The organism is Ensifer adhaerens (assembly GCF_028993555.1).
Taxonomy (GTDB): Bacteria; Pseudomonadota; Alphaproteobacteria; order Rhizobiales; family Rhizobiaceae; genus Ensifer; species Ensifer adhaerens_I.
Map to the genome: position 1 here is coordinate 1,844,267 of NZ_CP118611.1, position 17,295 is coordinate 1,861,561.

Consider the following 17,295-nt stretch of genomic DNA (forward strand, 5'->3'; position numbering starts at 1 on the left):
GTCCAGATCGGCGCCACGTTCTCATTCCGGATAAACCTCGCCGACGCCCGGCTCCGGCCTGTTGAATAGGATAAATGCCAAGGGGTTACCGGGCTCGGCCATTGCATCGCTGCGCTTGCCAGCCATCTCTCCGGCCACGACGCTCGTATACTCCGCAACCACCTCGCCGAAGCTGTTGCGCTGGATGGCCACCTTCTGTCCGGCTGCGACCTTGTCGTTGAGCTTGACTAGGTACTCGACGATCCCGCCCGTGGTGGCCAGGATTGGGAAGGCACTGTTGCCGATGAAGACAGTCACGTCCTTGCCCGTGCGGCCCATGGGTCCGGCGACGATGCCATGATGTTTGAGGACGTTCATCGTCCCCTCCACGAACAGCGGAATCATCTCGAGGTCCAAGTGGCGGGCAGCGCCGATCTCCGGGCAGAAGGACGGGATGCCCGCACTGACAAATGCGTTATGCAGGACACTGGGATATGTAGGATTGTCGAAAATCTGGCCGATGGGGTAGAGTTCCACCATCGCCTTGATCTCGGGTACTTCCATCTCGGCAATATTGAATGCGGTGGCCTCGAATCCGGTCGTTCCGGTATGGAAGTCGATCGCGAAATCGGCGTTCGGCCGCAGCAGCCTGTTGAACAGCAGCCCGGCGTGCCGGTTGGCCGCGAATACGTCGTCCTCGTTCCCGGGCCACACCCGGTTCATGTCGATCAGGTCGATGCCCCTGCCTTGATTGGGCCATCTGCGTTGCATGCTTTCCAGGGCAGGGCGGGATATGTCCGTGACCGCCATCACCGTGCCCGACATCTCAGCCGGATCAAGTTGGTTTATCACGGTCTGGACCGTATGCACAGAGCTCATCTCGTCGCCATGCACGCCACTGGTCAGGACGCCGCGCTTGCCCGGCTTTGCCCCCTTGGCGACCGTCACGGACACATACCAATGCTGCCCAGTAGGCATCTGCACACCCTGAAAATACAGAAGGTGCTTCTTGCCGGGCTCCAGGTCGTTGACGTCGAGCGCGCTGACGACTTTCTTCCCCTGGATCACTTCGCCGGTATAGACCGTCCCGCCAGGCGATGCGGCCGTACCTTGAGCTTTCGCAGCGCCGGCACTGGCCGCGAGGGCGGCTGCGGCGCCGACCGTCGCGACGGATGCAAGCATGAAATCGCGGCGATCGAGGCCTTCATTTGGTTTGTCCGACATGATGAACTCCTTTGCGATGTTACGTCGGCCGAGTAACTGACGGCGCTCGGCCAGAGCGCCTCGTCGGTTGTGCGGGGGATGCCATACTACTCGTCAAAGCCCTGGTCGTTTGGGAACCGGCCGTTGTCGCTGCCCAGATGCCATTTGCCGAAGAGCGCCGTCGCATAGCCTGCCGCGGACACTGACTCGCCTATTGTGACTTCCCATTGCGTCAGACCGTCCGCGACGCCGCCGAACGGGACGGAGTGCGTGCCGGACCGGATGGCGAAGGATCCCGTTATGAGCGCGGATCGACTCGGCGTGCACTGCGCCCTCCATGCTCACGTTGGTGAGGCGCAGCCCTTCGCTGGCCAGACGATCCAGGCGCGGCGTGGCCACGTTACTCCTCCGCCATAAGAACCCAGTTCCTCGTAGCACCGGTTGTCCGCAAGGATGAATAATATGTTGGGCTTGGCATCCTGTGCCATCGTCGACTGGGATGCGCAAAGACCGGTAGCCAGAGTCGTTGCGGCGCGGATACCCCTTATCCAGCTCATGCACAGACCTCCACCGGCTGCGCCAAGGAATGGTAACCCATTTTCTAACTTTGTCGCTATCTGACGTCTGCGTTCGACCCTCCTGCGGACCTGCGCGCACGGGCAGCGAATGACCACGTTGGGTCAGCTCAAGAACTTCGATCCCATCGGATTGAATGTCTGCATTCTCACGAGTTCCTCCCAAAACCGGTCGGACCGCTTCCTGCCCAATCGAGACGCTCGGATCACACTGGCCAGGTATCCGCTCTTGACGCTCCCTGGGCGTCCAGATCATGGGTAGTAAAGCGTACTTACCACTCGACGACCGAAAGCCGGCAGCACGGATGTGTCCTATCCCTCCGCCTTGAACCAAGTCGAACTCGCGACCATCCTGGCGCGAGACTTCACATTCGCCTGCCTTGCAAAGTAAGGTTGATGTCCTCCTGTTACGCGGTCCAGAAGCCTGCGAGTCCATGCAGGCGCGTAACCTCTGCGCGCCTGCATATGTCTCTAAACGGTTGCTTGGCCTAGTGCAGCGACCTCAAGCCGCCACGAATTTCCGAGATCATATACGCCGGGCTGTTCGCAGGGCGCGAAGTGCCTGTTCTTTGGGAGGCTCTTGTCGTGGATGAGTTTCGGATAAGCCTTTTCCGCCCAGCTCTTCAAAGCTTCATACATCGCGCTTGGAAAGACACTGCAAGCCACGGGGAGCTTGCCCCTTGCTCGCGAAGAAGGACCGGCGGGCAACCGCCGTCGTACGCCTTCAGGTAGCCGGAACGCTGCATACGAGCCTCCCGCATGTCCATTGAGCCAGACATGTCGACCACGCGCACGAGTGCCACATCGACATCCGGGATGCACTGCGGTGGCCACCATCCGGTACACTGTTGGAGCAAAGATCAACAGAGCTTTCGCTCACCGGGCCAGGGCTTGATTATTCATGGACAGTTCTAAGTTGTTGTTGTGACATCTAAGACGACCGCGCTCCGCGCAAACCATGCACGACTTCATCGATTGAGGATCAAGCTCATGCTGCGTTTCGGTCAAAAATACCAACATCTCCAACACCGCACTGGGTGTCACTGCTTTAACCCGGCCCTGCAGACGGTTTCCCGTAGCCTAGAATGCTTCTCGCGTCGTGACTTCCTGGGATTGATCGGCACTGCGGCCCTCGCTGGAACGCTGTCAACGCCGACTGTAGCGCGAGCTGCTATGGCCCCTTCCAGGATCTTGTTTCGCCAGGTTCGACTTTTCGACGGGAAATCCGGTGTGTTGGAAATCGGCAGACAGGTCTTGGTGGAGAACAACAAGATTGCCTCCATAGACAGTTCAAACAGCCCTCCTCCAGCGGACGCTACTGTTATCGACTGCCGCGATGGCGTCCTCATGCCGGGCCTGATTGACGCGCACTGGCACACGATCTTTGCGGCCGTGCCATTAAATATCCTTTTGGCAGGCGATCCCGGGATCATCTTTGCCGCTTCGACAGCGGAGGCAGAACGCACTCTTTCGCGCGGGTTCACAACCGTGCGCGATCTAGGCGGCCCGGTCTTTTCTTTCAAGCAGGCGATTGATGACGGGCTGATACCAGGTCCGCGTATCTATCCTTCCGGGGCAATGATCACGACCTCAGGTGGCCACGGCGATCTGCGTTTGCCAACCGAAATACCGCGCGACGGCGACAGGCTGAGCACCAGCGAGTTGATGGGCGGCTCGGCGATCGTCGACGGTATCGACGACTTGAAGCTTCGTGTGCGCGAGCAACTCCTGCGAGGCGCAGCCCAGGTCAAGCTGGTTGGAAGTGGTGGAGTTTCCTCGCCGCGCAGCCCGCTTGATATGACGACCTTCAGTGAAGAGGAAATTCGCGCCGCAGTCGATGTCGCGCAGGACTGGAACACATATGTCGCCGTCCACGCCTATACGCCGAGGGCCATCCAGCGGGCGCTCGCCGGCGGAGTGGCCTGCATCGAGCATGCTCATCTGATGGACGACGACACGGCGAAAATGATCGCTGAAAAGGACGTCTGGCTCAGCACCCAGCCTTTCCTGACGATGGCGGACGCGGCTTCCCAAAGCGGGCCAGGACTGGAACGCGTTCAGCAGATCTTTGCCGGCACGCCGAAAATCTTTGATTTTGCGCGCAAGCACGGCATCAAGACAGCATGGGGCTCCGACGTCCTGTTTTCTCCGGATCTCGGCCCACGGCAAAACATCATGCTGACCCACCTGAGCCAATGGTACAAAAACGCGGAAATTCTACAGATGGCGACTTCCGGAAACGCCGCATTGCTGGCGCTCTCCAACCTTCGCAACCCCTATCCCGGCAATATCGGCGTCATCGAGGCAGGCGCATTCGCGGACGTACTCGTCATCGATGGCAATCCGCTCGATGACATCCATCTCCTGGAAGATCCAGCGGGGAAGCTCTTGGTCATCATGAAAGACGGCGTCCTTCATAAGAAAGCGTTTTAGACCGGCCGCCACGTCGGCTACAGCAGAAAGCGGCCGGACAGTCATGCGGACTGGACTTCAACCTCGAGCCACGCAAGAAAGGAATGCCGATGACGGGGCCCTTGGTGGCAGGAATTCTTGTGCTCGCTCTGCTGTTTGCGGGCCATTCGATCTTCATTGCGCTGGCTTTTTCCCTGTTTATCATCGCGAACATCTGGCCGCTTCAACGCGGCCTACAACGATGGATGCCGAAACTACTCGCTTTGCTGATCGCCCTTCTGGTGACGATGGGGATTACGATCGTTATCGGATCTTCCGTTGTCTGGGGTTTTGGCAAGCTTGGACATTGGCTGCTTGCGAACGCAGACAGGTTCCAGACCACCTATTTGACATGGACGGCGTGGTTGGAGCAGCACGGAATTGCTATCTTAGGACCCCTGACAGACCGTTTCGACGTCTCCTGGCTGGTCGGGGTTACTCAGACGATAGCCGTAAAGTTGAACAGCCTCGCCGGATCTGCCGTACTCGTGTTCATCTTCGTGATGCTTGGGCTGCTGGAGGTTGACGATTTCAATGCACGTCTGCTCTCGCCAGCAGTCCAACCTTTCGGCCAACGCATTGTCATGGCGCATCGGTTAATCGGCATCAAATTACGCCGCTTCATGCTCGTTCGAACCTTCGCCAGTATCCTGACAGGATTTGTCGTTTGGCTTTTCGCGCTCAGCGCAGGCCTGGAACTCGCGAGTGCATGGGGTGCAATCGCGTTCGCTCTCAACTACATTCCGTTCCTCGGCCCGATGGTGGCAACAGCGCTGCCGACCCTCTTTGCCATCGGCCAGTTCGAATCCTGGCAGACGGCTCTCCTCATCTTCGCCAGCCTCAGCATCATCCAGTTTATCATCGGAAGTTATCTCGAACCCCGATTGACAGGGGCGACGTTGGCAATCTCGCCATTTGCCGTGATCTTTGCCGTATTCTTCTGGAGCTTCATGTGGGGGTTGCCGGGCGCCTTTATCGGAGTTCCGATCCTGATTGCATTCACTGTCTATTGTGCTTGTTTTGACGGGACACGGTGGGTTGCTGCCCTGTTGGCGCATGGCCACGAGTGTATCGACGTTGATCAGAAACCCGCCGGAGAAAGAGAGTAGGAATTGGCGACACATTCTACCTAGAATACTACTGAACGCGCCATTTATGCTTTCATATTTCTGCTCCCCATATTAGATTACAGCGGTCACCAGACGGTATTCATCTGCATCCAACCACGTCGCATGAATTGTGCTTTTTCTTTCGCTTGTGAAAATGACCATTTCATTCTACGCTCACAATCACAGCAAGAATTCCTAAGGCCAGTCACAATTCATCTCTGCGACAAGGGATCAAGTGCATGGAGCTCGTGGATTCGTCTGGCGACAAGAACGTCTATGTTTCGACTGGCCGCCTGCCCCCAGCAGACGCAGTTTCCAGGTTGGTGACATCCGCTCACGAGCGATTTGCCGGCGTTGATCTCGGCCACAATTCTCAGGTTTATCCAGCACTTGCGAATGTGCCGAGTGATCTTTTCGGCATTTGTGTCGTGGCGCTCGACGGACGTGTCTTCTCGGTCGGCGATGCCGACCACGAATTCACGATCATGAGTGTTTCAAAGCCGTTTCTGTTCGCTCTGATTTGCGACGTGATCGGCGCGACTGGCGCCCGCGACCGACTTGGGGTCAATGCCACCGGATATGCGTTCAACTCCTTGACGGGCGTCGAGAGGGATGTTGCAGGGCGCACCAATCCCATGGTCAACGCTGGCGCAATCGCCACGACAAGCCTTGTTCCCGGTGAAAGCGGTGAGGCGAAATGGCAGTTCATCCTTCAGGGCCTGAATCGCTTTGCCGGCAGGGATCTCCGTGTGAACGAAGAGGTCTACGAATCGGCCTCGAAAACCAACGCCAGAAACAGAAGCATCGCGTGGATGCTTCAGAGTGTGGGGCGCATCTATTGTGACCCGATTGAAGCAGTGGAGCTTTACACACGGCAATGCTCGCTGAATGTCAGCGCACGCGATCTTGCCGTCATGGGAGCGACCCTTGCCAATGGCGGCATCAATCCGATCACGGGGGATCGGGTCGTTAAGCAGGAGGTTTGCCACTACGCCTTGGCCGTCATGCTGACGGCAGGCCTGTACGAAGCTTCTGGCGATTGGCTCTATGAAATAGGGCTGCCGGGCAAGAGCGGGATCGGAGGCGGAATCGTGACGGTTTCACCCGGCAAGGGTGGCCTGGGCACCTTCGCTCCGCCTCTCGACGAAGCCGGCAACAGCGTCAAAGGACAACTCGTTGCACAATTCCTGTCGCAACGGCTCGGGCTTGATCTGCTGATCTCGTCTTCAGGCAACTAATCGAGGTCATTTCATCGCCATAGGCGGCTATTCGCGAAGGAGCGAAGCGAACCATGTCCACTGCCGGATCCGCGCCCGACGCTGACATGGATGCTCACGCATCCTGGGTTCCGATGGTCGCGATCGCCTTCGGCCAAGCGATTATGTCATTCAACGTTGCCTCGTTGCCAGTGGCGTTGGGGGGTATGGTCGACAGTTTCGGTGTGGCGCCAACTGTGATTGCCACGGGGATCGTTGCCTATTCCATGATCGTGGCGGGTTTCGTCATGCTTGGTGCCAAGCTCGTTCAACGCTTTGGTGCGTTGCAGGTATTCCGCTTGGCAGTCGTTGTATTCGGGGCGGGGCAAATCTTGATGACGCTTAGCCCGAATGCAACGGCCATGATCACGGCCCAGGGCCTTTGCGGCGCTGCCGGTGCTGTCATCGTGCCGGCGCTCGTCGCATTGATTGCGGAAAATTATCGCGGCAGTCAGCAGGCGACCGCCCTCGGTGCCTTGGGATCTGCGCGCGCCGGCGCCGGCGTTCTAGCATTCTTGGTTGGCGGTGTGCTCGGCACATACATTGGCTGGAGGCCCGTTTTTGGCATCCTCGTCGCCGTCTCAGCCATCGTTCTCTTCCTGAGCTTCCGCCTGAAGCCGGATCAAGGACGTCCTGAGGTGAAAATCGATGTAGTCGGCGTGTTGTTTGCCGCGAGTGCGATCATTCTGATCAGCTTCGGGTTCAACAATCTAAATGGTTGGGGCATGATCCTGGCGGGTCCCAATGCCCCATTTAACCTCCTCGGCGTTTCACCGGCTCCAATCATGATTGTCGTCGGCATTCTACTCGGACAGGCTTTTTTCCTGTGGACTCGACGTCGCGAAGCGTCCGGGCGTACACCACTGCTGCCATTGGAAGTGCTTGACTCTCCTCAGGAAAGGGCGGCCGTTTATGCCATGTTCTCAGTCGTCGCACTTGAGGCCGCGCTTAATTTTACCGTTCCGCTGTACATTCAGATTGTCCAAGGACGTTCGCCCCTTGCGACGGCAATCGCTATGTTGCCCTTCAACCTGACCGTCTTTTTTGCAGCAATGTTGATCGTTCGCTTTTATGAGAGGCTTACCCCACGACAGATCGGCCGGTTCGGCTTTGCTGCCTGCGCGGTCGCGCTGTTATGGCTTGCGTTCGTTGTCCGTAACGACTGGAGTTCTGGCCCTGTACTGTTGGGGCTCATCCTGTTCGGGGTTGGTCAGGGATCCTTGGTTACCCTCCTGTTCAATGTGCTGGTGACGGCTTCTCCGAAACATCTGGCCGGAGACGTCGGTTCCCTGAGAGGAACCACCAACAACCTTGCCGCAGCCGTCGGAACTGCCGTTTCAGGCGCTCTGCTCGTGGGCCTCCTAAGTTCGGCGGTCATGCGTCAACTGGCGGCAAATCCTACTCTGCCAATCGAAATCCAATCCCAGGTCAATCTCGATAGCATCACCTTCGTCAGCAACGATCACCTGGCGTCTGTCATTCAAGCGACGACAGCCACGCCTGAGCAAAAGCAGGAGGCGTTGCGCATCAATACGGACGCAAGGCTCCTGGCCCTGAAGGTCGGCTTTTTGATTATGGCCGGACTTGCGCTTCTGGCGTTGCTCCCAGCGGGACGGCTGCCGAGCTACCGACCGGGGGAAATCCCGGACAGGTAATCAGTGGCTGTCATCGGATTCGTACGCCTCCTCGCTTTGCTGAGGATCCTTGGGACGCGTACGGCGCCAGCAGCTTCGCAGTTTGCCCTTTTACACGTCGCTGGCTGATGACTACGCAATGCTAACGCTCGCGTCGGTCAACCTCGCCATGATCATGCTGTTTGAATCGAGTCTTAGCTATCTCGGACTCCGACCACAATCCGGTCAGAGACGTGGAGCCTCTGCAACAGACCGAGGCCGGCAGCAACACTTTCGTTGCCGTAACGGGCCGCTGGGTCCATGACTCTAGCGCAAGGAAATACTTTATACACAGCGCGACATGCCAGCGCCGGCCTTTGTTGTTGACCTATACGGAGCACGCCCGCCGCGTCCACCAGGCGAGTCTGTGGGAATGATCCCGCGCGTGGGAAGCGAAGTCTTCTACAGTCACTCTAGCCAAGCATACTCTCCCGACGCTTCCGGGGCTGCCTTTGGGCGAGCAGTGCGATGCAGGTTTATTTGATGACGGACTGCTAGCTCACATTCGTGAGAACTTCACCAGTTCCGCGCCACATCCACGACGCGGGCGTGAAAACGGCGTCATCCTGCCTGCGGTCGAACTTCTGGCCGTCCACCTCAAATCGACCAGGAACCTTCCATGACAGGGAAAGAGCGGCAGGCGGCGAGCGCCCCACTGCACTGAACTCTATGACGGCCGGCAAGCCCGGCGGCCCATTTCTTGGCATGAATGGTTGTACCCATATTCGACTCACTTCGATTTCCGCGGCCGGATCGCATGCCGTTCCGTTTTCGAACCGTCCTCTGGCTGAAGCATCTTGCGAAATTCATCCCGCCGCTCGTGAATGGATGCTATCACCGGGCCCATCGGGATACCGATGCCAACGAGCACCGCCTGCGACAGCTGGAGGCTGGCTTCGATGGTCTCTGGCACGGCATCCGTCACTTTGAGTTCGTATAATTCGGTTGCGTGCACCGCATCCCGTGCGCGGGCGACAATAGTGAGATCCGCCCGCTCGGATCTTGCAGAGCAGACGATGGACGCCACCGCCTCGGCATTATCCAAGGTCACAACAAGCGCGCGAGCACTCTGGATTCCGCAGCGTCGAAGCAACTCGACTCGGGTGGCATCGCCATAATAGATCGTAGTGCCGCGCCCTCGCTCCTTGCCTACAAGCACGGGATCCGCGTCGACCGCCAGGAACCTCAACCCATGTCGCGTGAGCATCTCCGCGACCAGTTGCCCGACACGTCCATACCCAACGACGATTACACGCTCTAAGCCGTCATCATGCTGGGGCGTTAATCCTGCAAACGAAGGATCAGCCGTACCGGTATATGCCCGATCGCGGCCTAACAGGCGCACCAGCAAGGGAACGCCGATCATCGTCAAGGTTGCCGCGACCGTAGCAGTGGCGGCAACGGCACCAGGGACCACATTGCCTGCCACAGCAGCACTGATAAGGATCAATGCGAACTCGCCGCCTGGTCCTAGTACGAGCGCGACCTCGCGGGCATTACGGGTCGTCAGCCCTAACATACGCGCGACGGGAAAGAGGGTCAGAGCTTTGATGGCAAACAGCCCGATCGCGACGCCGAGGGTGACGACCGGGTTAGCAATGATCTCGGAAAGATCCAGGCGAGCTCCAACGGCTACGAAAAAGAGCCCAAGCAAAAGCCCCTGGAAGGGCTGGATGGTAACCTCGATCTGACGACGATACTCGGTTTCAGCGAGCAAGAGACCTGCAACGAAAGCGCCGAGCGCCATCGACTGACCACTGAGGGCTGTGATTAGACCAGAACCGATTACGACCAAGAGGCATGCAGCGACAAACAATTCGTTACTCTTTGTTGTCGCGACCAGCTTGAACAAAGGTCGCAGAATGAGGCGACCAAGGCCGGCTATCGCGAAAAGCGCCACTGCAGCAGGCGCCAGGGCGTATAACAGGCCGGCGCCGAGCCCCGTCCCCCCACGTGTGCCCAAAATCGTCACCATGAACAGGAGAGGCGCCACCGCGAAATCCTGAAGGAGCAGCACGGCGAAACTGGCCCGTCCAACCGTCGTGTTCAGCAGTTTGCGCTCGACAAGCGACGGTAGGATGATCGCCGTCGACGACATGGCCAGCGCGCTGCCAAGCACCACCGCTGACGCCGGCGTTTGGCCCAGCATGCCCGCGACGGCCGCGAGGACGGCTGTCGAGGTGAGAACCTGCAAGCCGCCCAATCCGAAGACGAGCTTGCGCATTAACAGAAGACGGCTCCACGACAGCTCAAGCGCGATCATAAAAAGCAGGAACGCCACGCCGAATTCCGCAAGATGCGCGATCTGTCCGGCGTCAGTGATAGAGATTGCAGACAGCCACGGCCAATCTCCTACGAGTGCTCCAAGACCGAAGGGACCAAGCAGGACGCCGGCTGCGAGAAACCCAAAAACCGGGCTCAGTTTCAATCGCCCGAACAGTGGCACTATGACGCCGGCCGTCGTCAGAAAAAGCAGAAGTTCCCTGTAGTTTTCTAGTCCTGGCGTCATCGATTACTCACAACCATAGGTTCAGAGTGACGGGCTCATACCAAGCCGACTGGTATCTCTTTCCTCCCCTGAAGGATTCTACTCTCATTTTCAGAGGAATGCCCCCGGGAGTGGTACCCCAGGCTGGCCACGACGACGGTTCCGCACCCACACGAAGAGCTTCGTGACGTCAGCAGGTTCGTACGCCTCCCAAACCCGCGTCCATGGCCAATGCCTGGCTGGCTAGCGGCGCTGGAAACGGGAGAACAAGCTTGTTTCCTACGCCGAGCCAGCCAAGACTCCGCGCGAAGCGACCACCGAATGCGCTACACGCGATTTAGGGCATCGAACTACCGCACGAGCCGGCCATATGAGGCCTTGGCAGGGCTTTGTGCACTTGGAGCAGTTGTGCAAGTGGCCGCCGAAATCACGATTAAGGCCTCTGTTTCAGATCGTACCCCTCGCAGGGCCACCAACAACTTCTTCGAGCGAAAGACACGACAAAGCTTGGAGAGGTATTGCAAGAAACCTTCGTGTTGATCGTAGGGCCATATCACCGCGAGAAAGATATCGACTGGCTCGTCGTCGGGTGCTTTGAACTCGATCGGTTCGCGCAGGGTAACAAGGACTTTGGCCGGAGCTATCAAACCCGGAATAAACGCGTGCGGTAAGGCAAAGCCTTCCCCGAAACCCGTAGAACCAAGAGCCTCTCGGTCGAGCAGGCCGTCTAGAACGACACTGGCTGGGACGCCAGTGCGCTGCGCCAGGTGAGATGAAATGGCCTGGAGAACCGCCCGCCCACCGCTCGCCGGCACGCCGAGCATCAAGTCATCCTCAAAGCCGAGTTTTTCATCATTCATCTTCTCCTCCCCGCTTCTCTCTGGCCGGCAAAGATCGCGCTGTTTTCACTCCATATTACCAAATTTTGAACGGGCGCATTGTCCCTCCAATTTCAAGCAACGTCGCATTCAGCACACGCCCAATAGTCTTCCGGAGCGGGGACAACCGTCCTCAAGAGGCATCTGTTGGTCACCAATCGACCGCCGCTCAATTGCGGCCAGATACGTGGAAGCGGGTCAAGTGCAGCCGTTCGACGGCGTCGTCGAAGGCCATCGCGCGGCTGTCATGCCACATTTGCGCGAATGCGGGTGATCCCCCACTGGAAACAACGCGGCTCTCATCATCGGTGAGCGCGACGCTCAGAACGTTGACCTGGGCCGTATGCCCATTTCGTTTTGGTTCGCATGCCCGCCCATTGCGGCATTATCGTTAACGGCGAATGAACCACACAAATTGAGGAAGACCCAGGTTTGGTTGAACTCATCAATGATGCGAGATACTCTCCCTAGCTTGAAGATTGGCCCACGCGCCGGGCAGGGACTGTGGTTCTTTTGGTTCGCATCTTCGTAATGGCAGCCGAGAGGTTGCCCAGTGTCAGCGCAGCGTAATCGTGATAGTCGAGTCGGCAACGATGGTGTTGAAATTCCGTCAAATGATGTGCGCCACCTCTTTTTGCGCATTGGCCGGGCCTGGGAAGGCGGCACTTGCCCCAAGCAAGTGATCGAACGCGCCTCGACGCGGTAGGTTTTACGGATTTAACCATCGCCCCTTGATATGGAGCGGCCGCGATGGGGTATCCGGTCCGTTTTTTGTGTTTCGCAGGCACGGGGGCAGCCGTCGATGTCGTGCGAAGCCGGCTGTCGGAGTTCGGCTTTCAGGACGCGCTTGCAGAACGCGAAGGCGACACCGAGTACTGCATTGCCTTCATCTCGGACGTCGATGCCGCGCTCATCGCCTATATCGAGGAGTTGTCACAGCGCTTCCAGCTCATCGTTGTCTTGGTCCCGGGTTCGAACGGTGCGGCAGATCCGCGGTGGGAGCTTCTCAACGCAGGCGCCATGGACGTGCTCGACTGGAGCAACGAGCGTGCGCTGCCTGAGGAAATCGCGGCGCGCCTCACGCGCTGGATCGAGATCGCGCAGCTGGTTGAGAGCGACACGCTTCAGCAAAGCCTCGTCGGTGGCTCGCTGTGCTGGAAATCATTGAAGCGAAAACTGGTCGAGGCGGCCGCATACTCCTTGGGCAACGTGCTCCTCATCGGCGAGACCGGCACCGGCAAGGAGCAGATCGCCAGGGCCATTCACAAGCTTAGCAAGCGGGCAGGCAAGCCGGAACTGGTCGTCGTCGACTGCACGATATTGTCTCCGGAGCTGTCGGGAAGCGAGCTGTTCGGGCACGAACGCGGCGCCTTCACCGGGGCTATCACGGAGCGTGACGGCGCCTTCGCACTCGCTAACGGCGGCTCGCTCTTCCTAGACGAGATCGGCGAACTGCCGTTGCAACTGCAGGCGCAGCTGCTGCGCGTGATCCAGGAGCGTACCTACAAGCGGGTCGGCGGCAATGTGTGGAACCGCACCGAGTTCCGCCTGATCTGCGCCAGCAACCGCGACCTGGAGAAACTCGTGGCTGAAGGCGGTTTTCGCGGCGACCTATACTATCGGATCGCCGACTGGGTGATCAACCCGCCGCCGCTGCGCGAGCGGCGCGCCGACATCCTCCCGCTGGCGCGGCATTTCCTGACGGCTGCTAGCGGCGACGCCGCCGCTCCCGAAATCGAACCGGCCCTGGCCGACTATCTCGTCAGCCGTGACTATCCAGGTAACGTGCGCGATCTGAGACGACTGGTGATGCGTCTTCATTCGCGCCATGTCGGCAAGGGGCCGATCACGATCGGGGCGCTTCCGCTCGACGATCGGCCGGTGGGCGGCCGACCGCCCGAACCATTCGGCGAGCCCGGATTTCTGCTGGCAATCCAGCACGCCTTCGATCACGGCATTGGCCTGAAGGAAATCGGCCGCGCCGTGTCCAACGCTGCCATCAACCTGTCGCTCGAACAGGAGCGCGGCAACCTACATCGCGCCGCGCGCCGCCTCGGAATCACCGATCGCGCGCTGCAACTGCGCCGCGCCGGTCACGGCCAAGCGGCCGTGGCCGGCGCTCGTCACGCGGCGACCGAGAACCCCTGAACGCGACTGACAAGCCTGAGCACGTTGCCGCCGAGGACCGCTGCGCGGTCCTCGGGGTTGAGGCCAAGCGCCTCGATCTTGGCGATCTCGACGCCGGGATGCAGCCAGGGCCCGTCCGACCCAAACAGTATTTTGCTGGCGCCGGCGCGTTTGACCGCCTCTTCGAGAATGTCGAAACGGCGTACGCCGGCAGTGTCGGTGAAGATGTTCCTGTGCCGGACCAGATGGTCAATGAGCCCGCTCTGCGCCTTCCAATCGTCGGCGAAACTACCGAGATGCGGAATGATGAACGGTACATCCGGATATTCTTGGGCAAGGATTTCGGCGACCGAAACTTCACCCATGACGTCATAGAGGACCGGAAGCCGATAGCGGCGCGCGGCTTCGCAGATCTCGCGGGTAATGCGCCCGTCGTGACGATGAACCTTGATGCCGACGAGGCCCAGCGACACTACCGCCTCGCGGATCATCATCTCGACGCGGCCCTTGTCGGCGACCGGGTGAACAAAGGCGAAGCCGAGAAGGCGATCGGGCCTGCCGGCAATGATGCGCGCCACTTCCCGATTGGCCAGAAGGTAGCCGTCGGAAAACGCCGCGAAGATGATGGTGCGGTCGATATTGGCCTCGCGTGCACGGGCGAGATACCGGCCAAGCGGAGCGGACGTGTCGGCAGGCTGCGTGAGCCCGTTGCCCTTTCCGGCGTGACAATGGCAGTCGATGATCATGGCCAGAGAACCTCAATGCGGTTACCGGACCCGACCCGCCACGGCCGGGCTCGTCCCGAAAGGGTTGGGGACAGCCGTGGCGGCGGACAGGAAGTTTTACACGCCTTCGATGACCAGGGCGTTGCCGCGGCGCCACCACCTGCCGCCCGCAGCCCTTCCCGCGATCGCCGAAGCCCCACCCGATGCGGCCAGCCCTTTCGCGGGGTACGACGTGCGGGCTCCGGACGCGACCTGCCGCAACACGGTGGCATTCACGCCAGGCACATGACGGCGCGTTGCGTTGGCCACGACGCTGCGCGCAATCTGCTCGGCAGGCGCAGAACCGGGCACGACCGGCGAGGTTCCGAGCGCCGCCGAGGCGTCGGCGATCGCGGTTGCTGCAATCCTGATAAAGCGGCGGGCCTTCTCGATGTCGGCCTGATCCGGGCTCATCCCCGCGGTTTCCAATTCGAGCGCGCTGGCCACAGCCTGGCCCAGCCCCCGGCCGATCATCGTTCCGACCCCGGGAATGGGGATCAGCGAACCGAGCGCGCCGCCGGCGATCGGCAGTGCGGCCTTGGCAAGCGACTTCAGCGCCGGGCCGACCACGGGCAGCACGTTCTTGCCGACGAACTTGCCGACCGATTTCAGACCGGCGCCGACTTTCTTGAAGAGGCCGCCAAGGAATTGCTCAAGCTCCTGTTCGTTCTGGGCAGAGAGCAGTTCCATGGCCAGTTCGAACTCTTCGTTCTCGGAGAGGAGCTCGCCGGCCTCGAAAGCTCCATACAGTTCAAATTCCCCTGCCGCGGCGCGGCAGTTTGGGCAATTGCAGCTCAGCGGATGCATACTAGCCTCCTGTTGTTAGAGTGACATGATGATTGCGTGTTCAGATTTCGTTGAGCGCGAGGACCTCCAGCTCGGTGACCCTGTTGAGGCGGTTGTTATCGTTCTTGTGATGCTCGTTGATCTTCTTTTCGAGCGCACGTACCTGCGCTTCCGTGGCGTCCTTCATGAGGTGGAGCGCGAGCTTCATGCCTCTTGCGGTCTTCCCGAAATGCGACAGGCACCACATGTGCTGGACGAGGCGGCGGCGCAGATCGACGGCTTTGCCGGTGTAGAACTTGCCGGTGGACGTGTGGAAGCGGTAGAGGCCGGGAATCTTCTGCTTTCCCAGCGACTTCAGCACGAGCGCGACGGGCTTTGCATTGGCAACCGCGAGCGCGTTTTCCGCCCTCAGCGCCTCGCCCGATAGCTCCCATTCGAGTTCGAACTCGCGCTGCTCACGGTCGCGCCGGACCCGGCGTAACGCGGCTTCGGTATCCGGACCGATGAAGCCGCTGACCGGCAAGCGACAACGCCGCTGGAAGGCGCGTATCCATTGGCGTAAGGAGTTGGTCATGACGCCGTCGACGCTAAGCGTGGTCCCGAGAGCAGTGTTGAGCGTGTCCTGCACCCAGCGGACATATTCGGAGCTGCCCGGAAGCGCCGGCTCTCCGTCCGCCATGCGCAGCGCTGGCTGCGGATCCGGCTCGTCGTATGCAGGGCCGATCGTCGGGTAGCGCGGGCCGCCAGATCGCCGCCTGCGCCAGGCGGGAGTGTATGGCGGCTGGGAGGAGCGCGTCGGGCGGAGCGGCTGTCCACCCCTCGTTCCCGTGGCTACGCCACGGGCGGTCCTGGATGAGCGCTCGAATTCCAGTTGCGCCGCGAACGGGTCGATGGTCGGGATCGTGCTCATAACGCCTCCTGTCTCACGCGGCCGAAATGCCGTCCGCGATGCGCTCCAGCGCGGCCAGCAGGCGGCCGATGTCGGCCGGCGCATGACGCGCAGTCACCAAAAACGAAAGGTTCGGCTTGCCCTCGCCGCACGAACGGGTCGCCAGCGCGCGCACGCCCATGCCGGCAAGAGACTCCAGCGCGGCTCGCGCCGCGTCGGTGGAAGGCATGGCGATGGTTTGCATCGGAACCGGTAGCCGGCTCCTGACCTGCAAACCTATCCGCCTCACGCCGGCGCGAAGTTGCTCGACAAGCAGCACCAGGCGCGCACGCAAGGTGTCGCCGGCGCTGCAGTTTGCCGCAAGCGCCCCCCTTGCCGCGGCCATGTCCGCGACCGACGGCGGGCTGGTGTGAACACGGGTTTCCCCATCACGCGCGGCGCGCGCGACGAAGTCCTTGGTGCCGCATAGCGCGGCCAGCGGCGCGCCGAACGCCTTGGCGAGCGACGCACCCGTCGCAATATTGGCACAGGACAGGCCATGCCAGGCGAGCGAGCCGCCACCGCCCAGGCCAAGTGGCTGGGCCGGCGACGGGTTGCGGCCAAGCACACCGAGCGCCTGCGTGTCGTCGATCACGAGGCGCCCACCCATGTCGGCCGCCAGGCGCGATAGAGCGGGCAGAGGCGCTACCTGGCCACAGGATGGGCAAAGCCCATCCGTGACGATGACCGGGCGCTGCCCGGCGCGGCGCGCCTTTCGCAGCCGCCGCTCCAAGCTGGCCGTATCATGGTGCCGGTAGGTCTCCACCGGCACCTGGTCGAGCTGGACGCGCTCGGCGCTCCAGCGTGCGATCGGATAGGATGAAGCGTCGAAAATGAGAAGGCTCTCCTTCGACACGGCGGCCTGGAACAGATCGCGGAACAGGTGCAGCGTCGAAGGATAAAGCAGCCCAGCCTCCTCGCCCATGAGCAGCGCCAGGTCCCGCGCCAGCAGGCGCGCCCCCGGGGGCTCATCGAGGGCGGCGGGCCGGCCGAGCGTCAACGCCTGCCACGGGGCAAGCGATGCGCTCGGATGGTCCAACCCGAGATAGAGTGCGGACGTGAAGTCCAGCATGGCACG

At 60.4% G+C, this 17,295-nt stretch carries 13 protein-coding genes and 1 pseudogene; 5 read left to right on the forward strand and 9 right to left on the reverse strand.

Annotated elements, in window-relative coordinates; all coding sequences use genetic code 11:
* Positions 1–21: 21 nt before the first annotated feature.
* The 3 genes and pseudogenes from PWG15_RS28560 to PWG15_RS28570 form a co-directional block, all read right to left on the reverse strand.
* Entirely contained in the window at positions 22–1,203 is a 1,182-nt protein-coding gene (locus tag PWG15_RS28560) for a M14 family metallopeptidase (protein WP_275024865.1), read from the reverse strand.
* A gap of 86 nt (positions 1,204–1,289) precedes the next feature.
* Positions 1,290–1,484, reverse strand: coding sequence for a sulfatase-like hydrolase/transferase (locus PWG15_RS36490; RefSeq protein WP_342457074.1), 195 nt, complete (start codon positions 1,482–1,484; stop codon positions 1,290–1,292).
* A 992-nt stretch (positions 1,485–2,476) separates the two neighbouring features.
* Positions 2,477–2,614, reverse strand: a pseudogene (locus PWG15_RS28570) (DUF1194 domain-containing protein); the annotation flags it as partial.
* Between the two features lie 133 nt (positions 2,615–2,747).
* On the opposite strand from PWG15_RS28570, the gene PWG15_RS28575 reads away from it, so the two are divergent.
* The 4 genes from PWG15_RS28575 to PWG15_RS28590 all read left to right on the forward strand — a co-directional run bounded on the left by PWG15_RS28575 (position 2,748) and on the right by PWG15_RS28590 (position 8,228).
* Entirely contained in the window at positions 2,748–4,190 is a 1,443-nt protein-coding gene (locus PWG15_RS28575; protein WP_275024867.1) for a metal-dependent hydrolase family protein, read from the forward strand.
* Positions 4,191–4,279: 89 nt separating this feature from the next.
* Positions 4,280–5,317, forward strand: a complete 1,038-nt coding sequence (locus PWG15_RS28580) for an AI-2E family transporter (RefSeq protein ID WP_275024868.1) — start codon at positions 4,280–4,282, stop codon at positions 5,315–5,317.
* 239 nt (positions 5,318–5,556) lie between these two features.
* Positions 5,557–6,555 carry a glutaminase A gene (gene glsA, locus PWG15_RS28585; protein ID WP_275024869.1) on the forward strand — a complete coding sequence of 333 codons (999 nt, stop codon included), beginning with the start codon at positions 5,557–5,559 and terminating at the stop codon, positions 6,553–6,555.
* Positions 6,556–6,608: 53 nt separating this feature from the next.
* Positions 6,609–8,228, forward strand: coding sequence for an MFS transporter (locus PWG15_RS28590; RefSeq protein WP_275024870.1), 1,620 nt, complete (start codon positions 6,609–6,611; stop codon positions 8,226–8,228).
* Between the two features lie 748 nt (positions 8,229–8,976).
* On the opposite strand, the gene PWG15_RS28595 is transcribed toward PWG15_RS28590, so the two are convergent.
* Both PWG15_RS28595 and PWG15_RS28600 read right to left on the reverse strand, forming a co-directional pair.
* Positions 8,977–10,755, reverse strand: a complete 1,779-nt coding sequence (locus PWG15_RS28595; RefSeq protein WP_275024871.1) for a cation:proton antiporter domain-containing protein — start codon at positions 10,753–10,755, stop codon at positions 8,977–8,979.
* Positions 10,756–11,084: 329 nt separating this feature from the next.
* Positions 11,085–11,594, reverse strand: coding sequence for a PTS sugar transporter subunit IIA (locus PWG15_RS28600; RefSeq protein WP_275024872.1), 510 nt, complete (start codon positions 11,592–11,594; stop codon positions 11,085–11,087).
* Positions 11,595–12,362: 768 nt separating this feature from the next.
* Between PWG15_RS28600 and PWG15_RS28605 the strand changes: the two genes are divergently transcribed.
* Complete coding sequence (locus tag PWG15_RS28605) at positions 12,363–13,760, forward strand: sigma-54-dependent transcriptional regulator (RefSeq protein WP_275024873.1); 1,398 nt, start codon at positions 12,363–12,365, stop codon at positions 13,758–13,760.
* On the opposite strand, the gene PWG15_RS28610 is transcribed toward PWG15_RS28605, so the two are convergent.
* The 4 genes from PWG15_RS28610 to PWG15_RS28625 form a co-directional block, all read right to left on the reverse strand.
* Entirely contained in the window at positions 13,736–14,485 is a 750-nt protein-coding gene (locus PWG15_RS28610; protein WP_275024874.1) for an amidohydrolase family protein, read from the reverse strand. The genes PWG15_RS28605 and PWG15_RS28610 overlap by 25 nt on opposite strands.
* Before the next feature lie 96 nt (positions 14,486–14,581).
* Entirely contained in the window at positions 14,582–15,310 is a 729-nt protein-coding gene (locus PWG15_RS28615) for a hypothetical protein (protein WP_275024876.1), read from the reverse strand.
* 40 nt (positions 15,311–15,350) lie between these two features.
* Positions 15,351–16,199: a peptidoglycan-binding protein gene (locus PWG15_RS28620; protein WP_275024877.1), complete on the reverse strand. Its 849-nt coding sequence runs from the start codon at positions 16,197–16,199 to the stop codon at positions 15,351–15,353.
* Positions 16,200–16,212: 13 nt separating this feature from the next.
* Positions 16,213–17,289: a hypothetical protein gene (locus tag PWG15_RS28625; RefSeq protein ID WP_275024878.1), complete on the reverse strand. Its 1,077-nt coding sequence runs from the start codon at positions 17,287–17,289 to the stop codon at positions 16,213–16,215.
* Between the last annotated feature and the right edge of the window lie 6 nt (positions 17,290–17,295).

What these genes read in the sequence shown, in the direction of transcription:
- PWG15_RS28595 (WP_275024871.1), bottom strand. Translation starts at nt 10,755, where the DNA reads ATGACGCCAGGACTAGAAAACTACAGGGAACTTCTGCTTTTTCTGACG.
- PWG15_RS28560 (WP_275024865.1), bottom strand. Translation starts at nt 1,203, where the DNA reads ATGTCGGACAAACCAAATGAAGGCCTCGATCGCCGCGATTTCATGCTT.
- PWG15_RS28610 (WP_275024874.1), bottom strand. Translation starts at nt 14,485, where the DNA reads ATGATCATCGACTGCCATTGTCACGCCGGAAAGGGCAACGGGCTCACG.
- PWG15_RS28605 (WP_275024873.1), top strand. Translation starts at nt 12,363, where the DNA reads ATGGGGTATCCGGTCCGTTTTTTGTGTTTCGCAGGCACGGGGGCAGCC.
- PWG15_RS28580 (WP_275024868.1), top strand. Translation starts at nt 4,280, where the DNA reads ATGACGGGGCCCTTGGTGGCAGGAATTCTTGTGCTCGCTCTGCTGTTT.
- PWG15_RS28620 (WP_275024877.1), bottom strand. Translation starts at nt 16,199, where the DNA reads ATGAGCACGATCCCGACCATCGACCCGTTCGCGGCGCAACTGGAATTC.
- PWG15_RS28600 (WP_275024872.1), bottom strand. Translation starts at nt 11,594, where the DNA reads ATGAATGATGAAAAACTCGGCTTTGAGGATGACTTGATGCTCGGCGTG.
- PWG15_RS28590 (WP_275024870.1), top strand. Translation starts at nt 6,609, where the DNA reads ATGTCCACTGCCGGATCCGCGCCCGACGCTGACATGGATGCTCACGCA.
- PWG15_RS28575 (WP_275024867.1), top strand. Translation starts at nt 2,748, where the DNA reads ATGCTGCGTTTCGGTCAAAAATACCAACATCTCCAACACCGCACTGGG.
- glsA (WP_275024869.1), top strand. Translation starts at nt 5,557, where the DNA reads ATGGAGCTCGTGGATTCGTCTGGCGACAAGAACGTCTATGTTTCGACT.
- PWG15_RS28615 (WP_275024876.1), bottom strand. Translation starts at nt 15,310, where the DNA reads ATGCATCCGCTGAGCTGCAATTGCCCAAACTGCCGCGCCGCGGCAGGG.
- PWG15_RS28625 (WP_275024878.1), bottom strand. Translation starts at nt 17,289, where the DNA reads ATGCTGGACTTCACGTCCGCACTCTATCTCGGGTTGGACCATCCGAGC.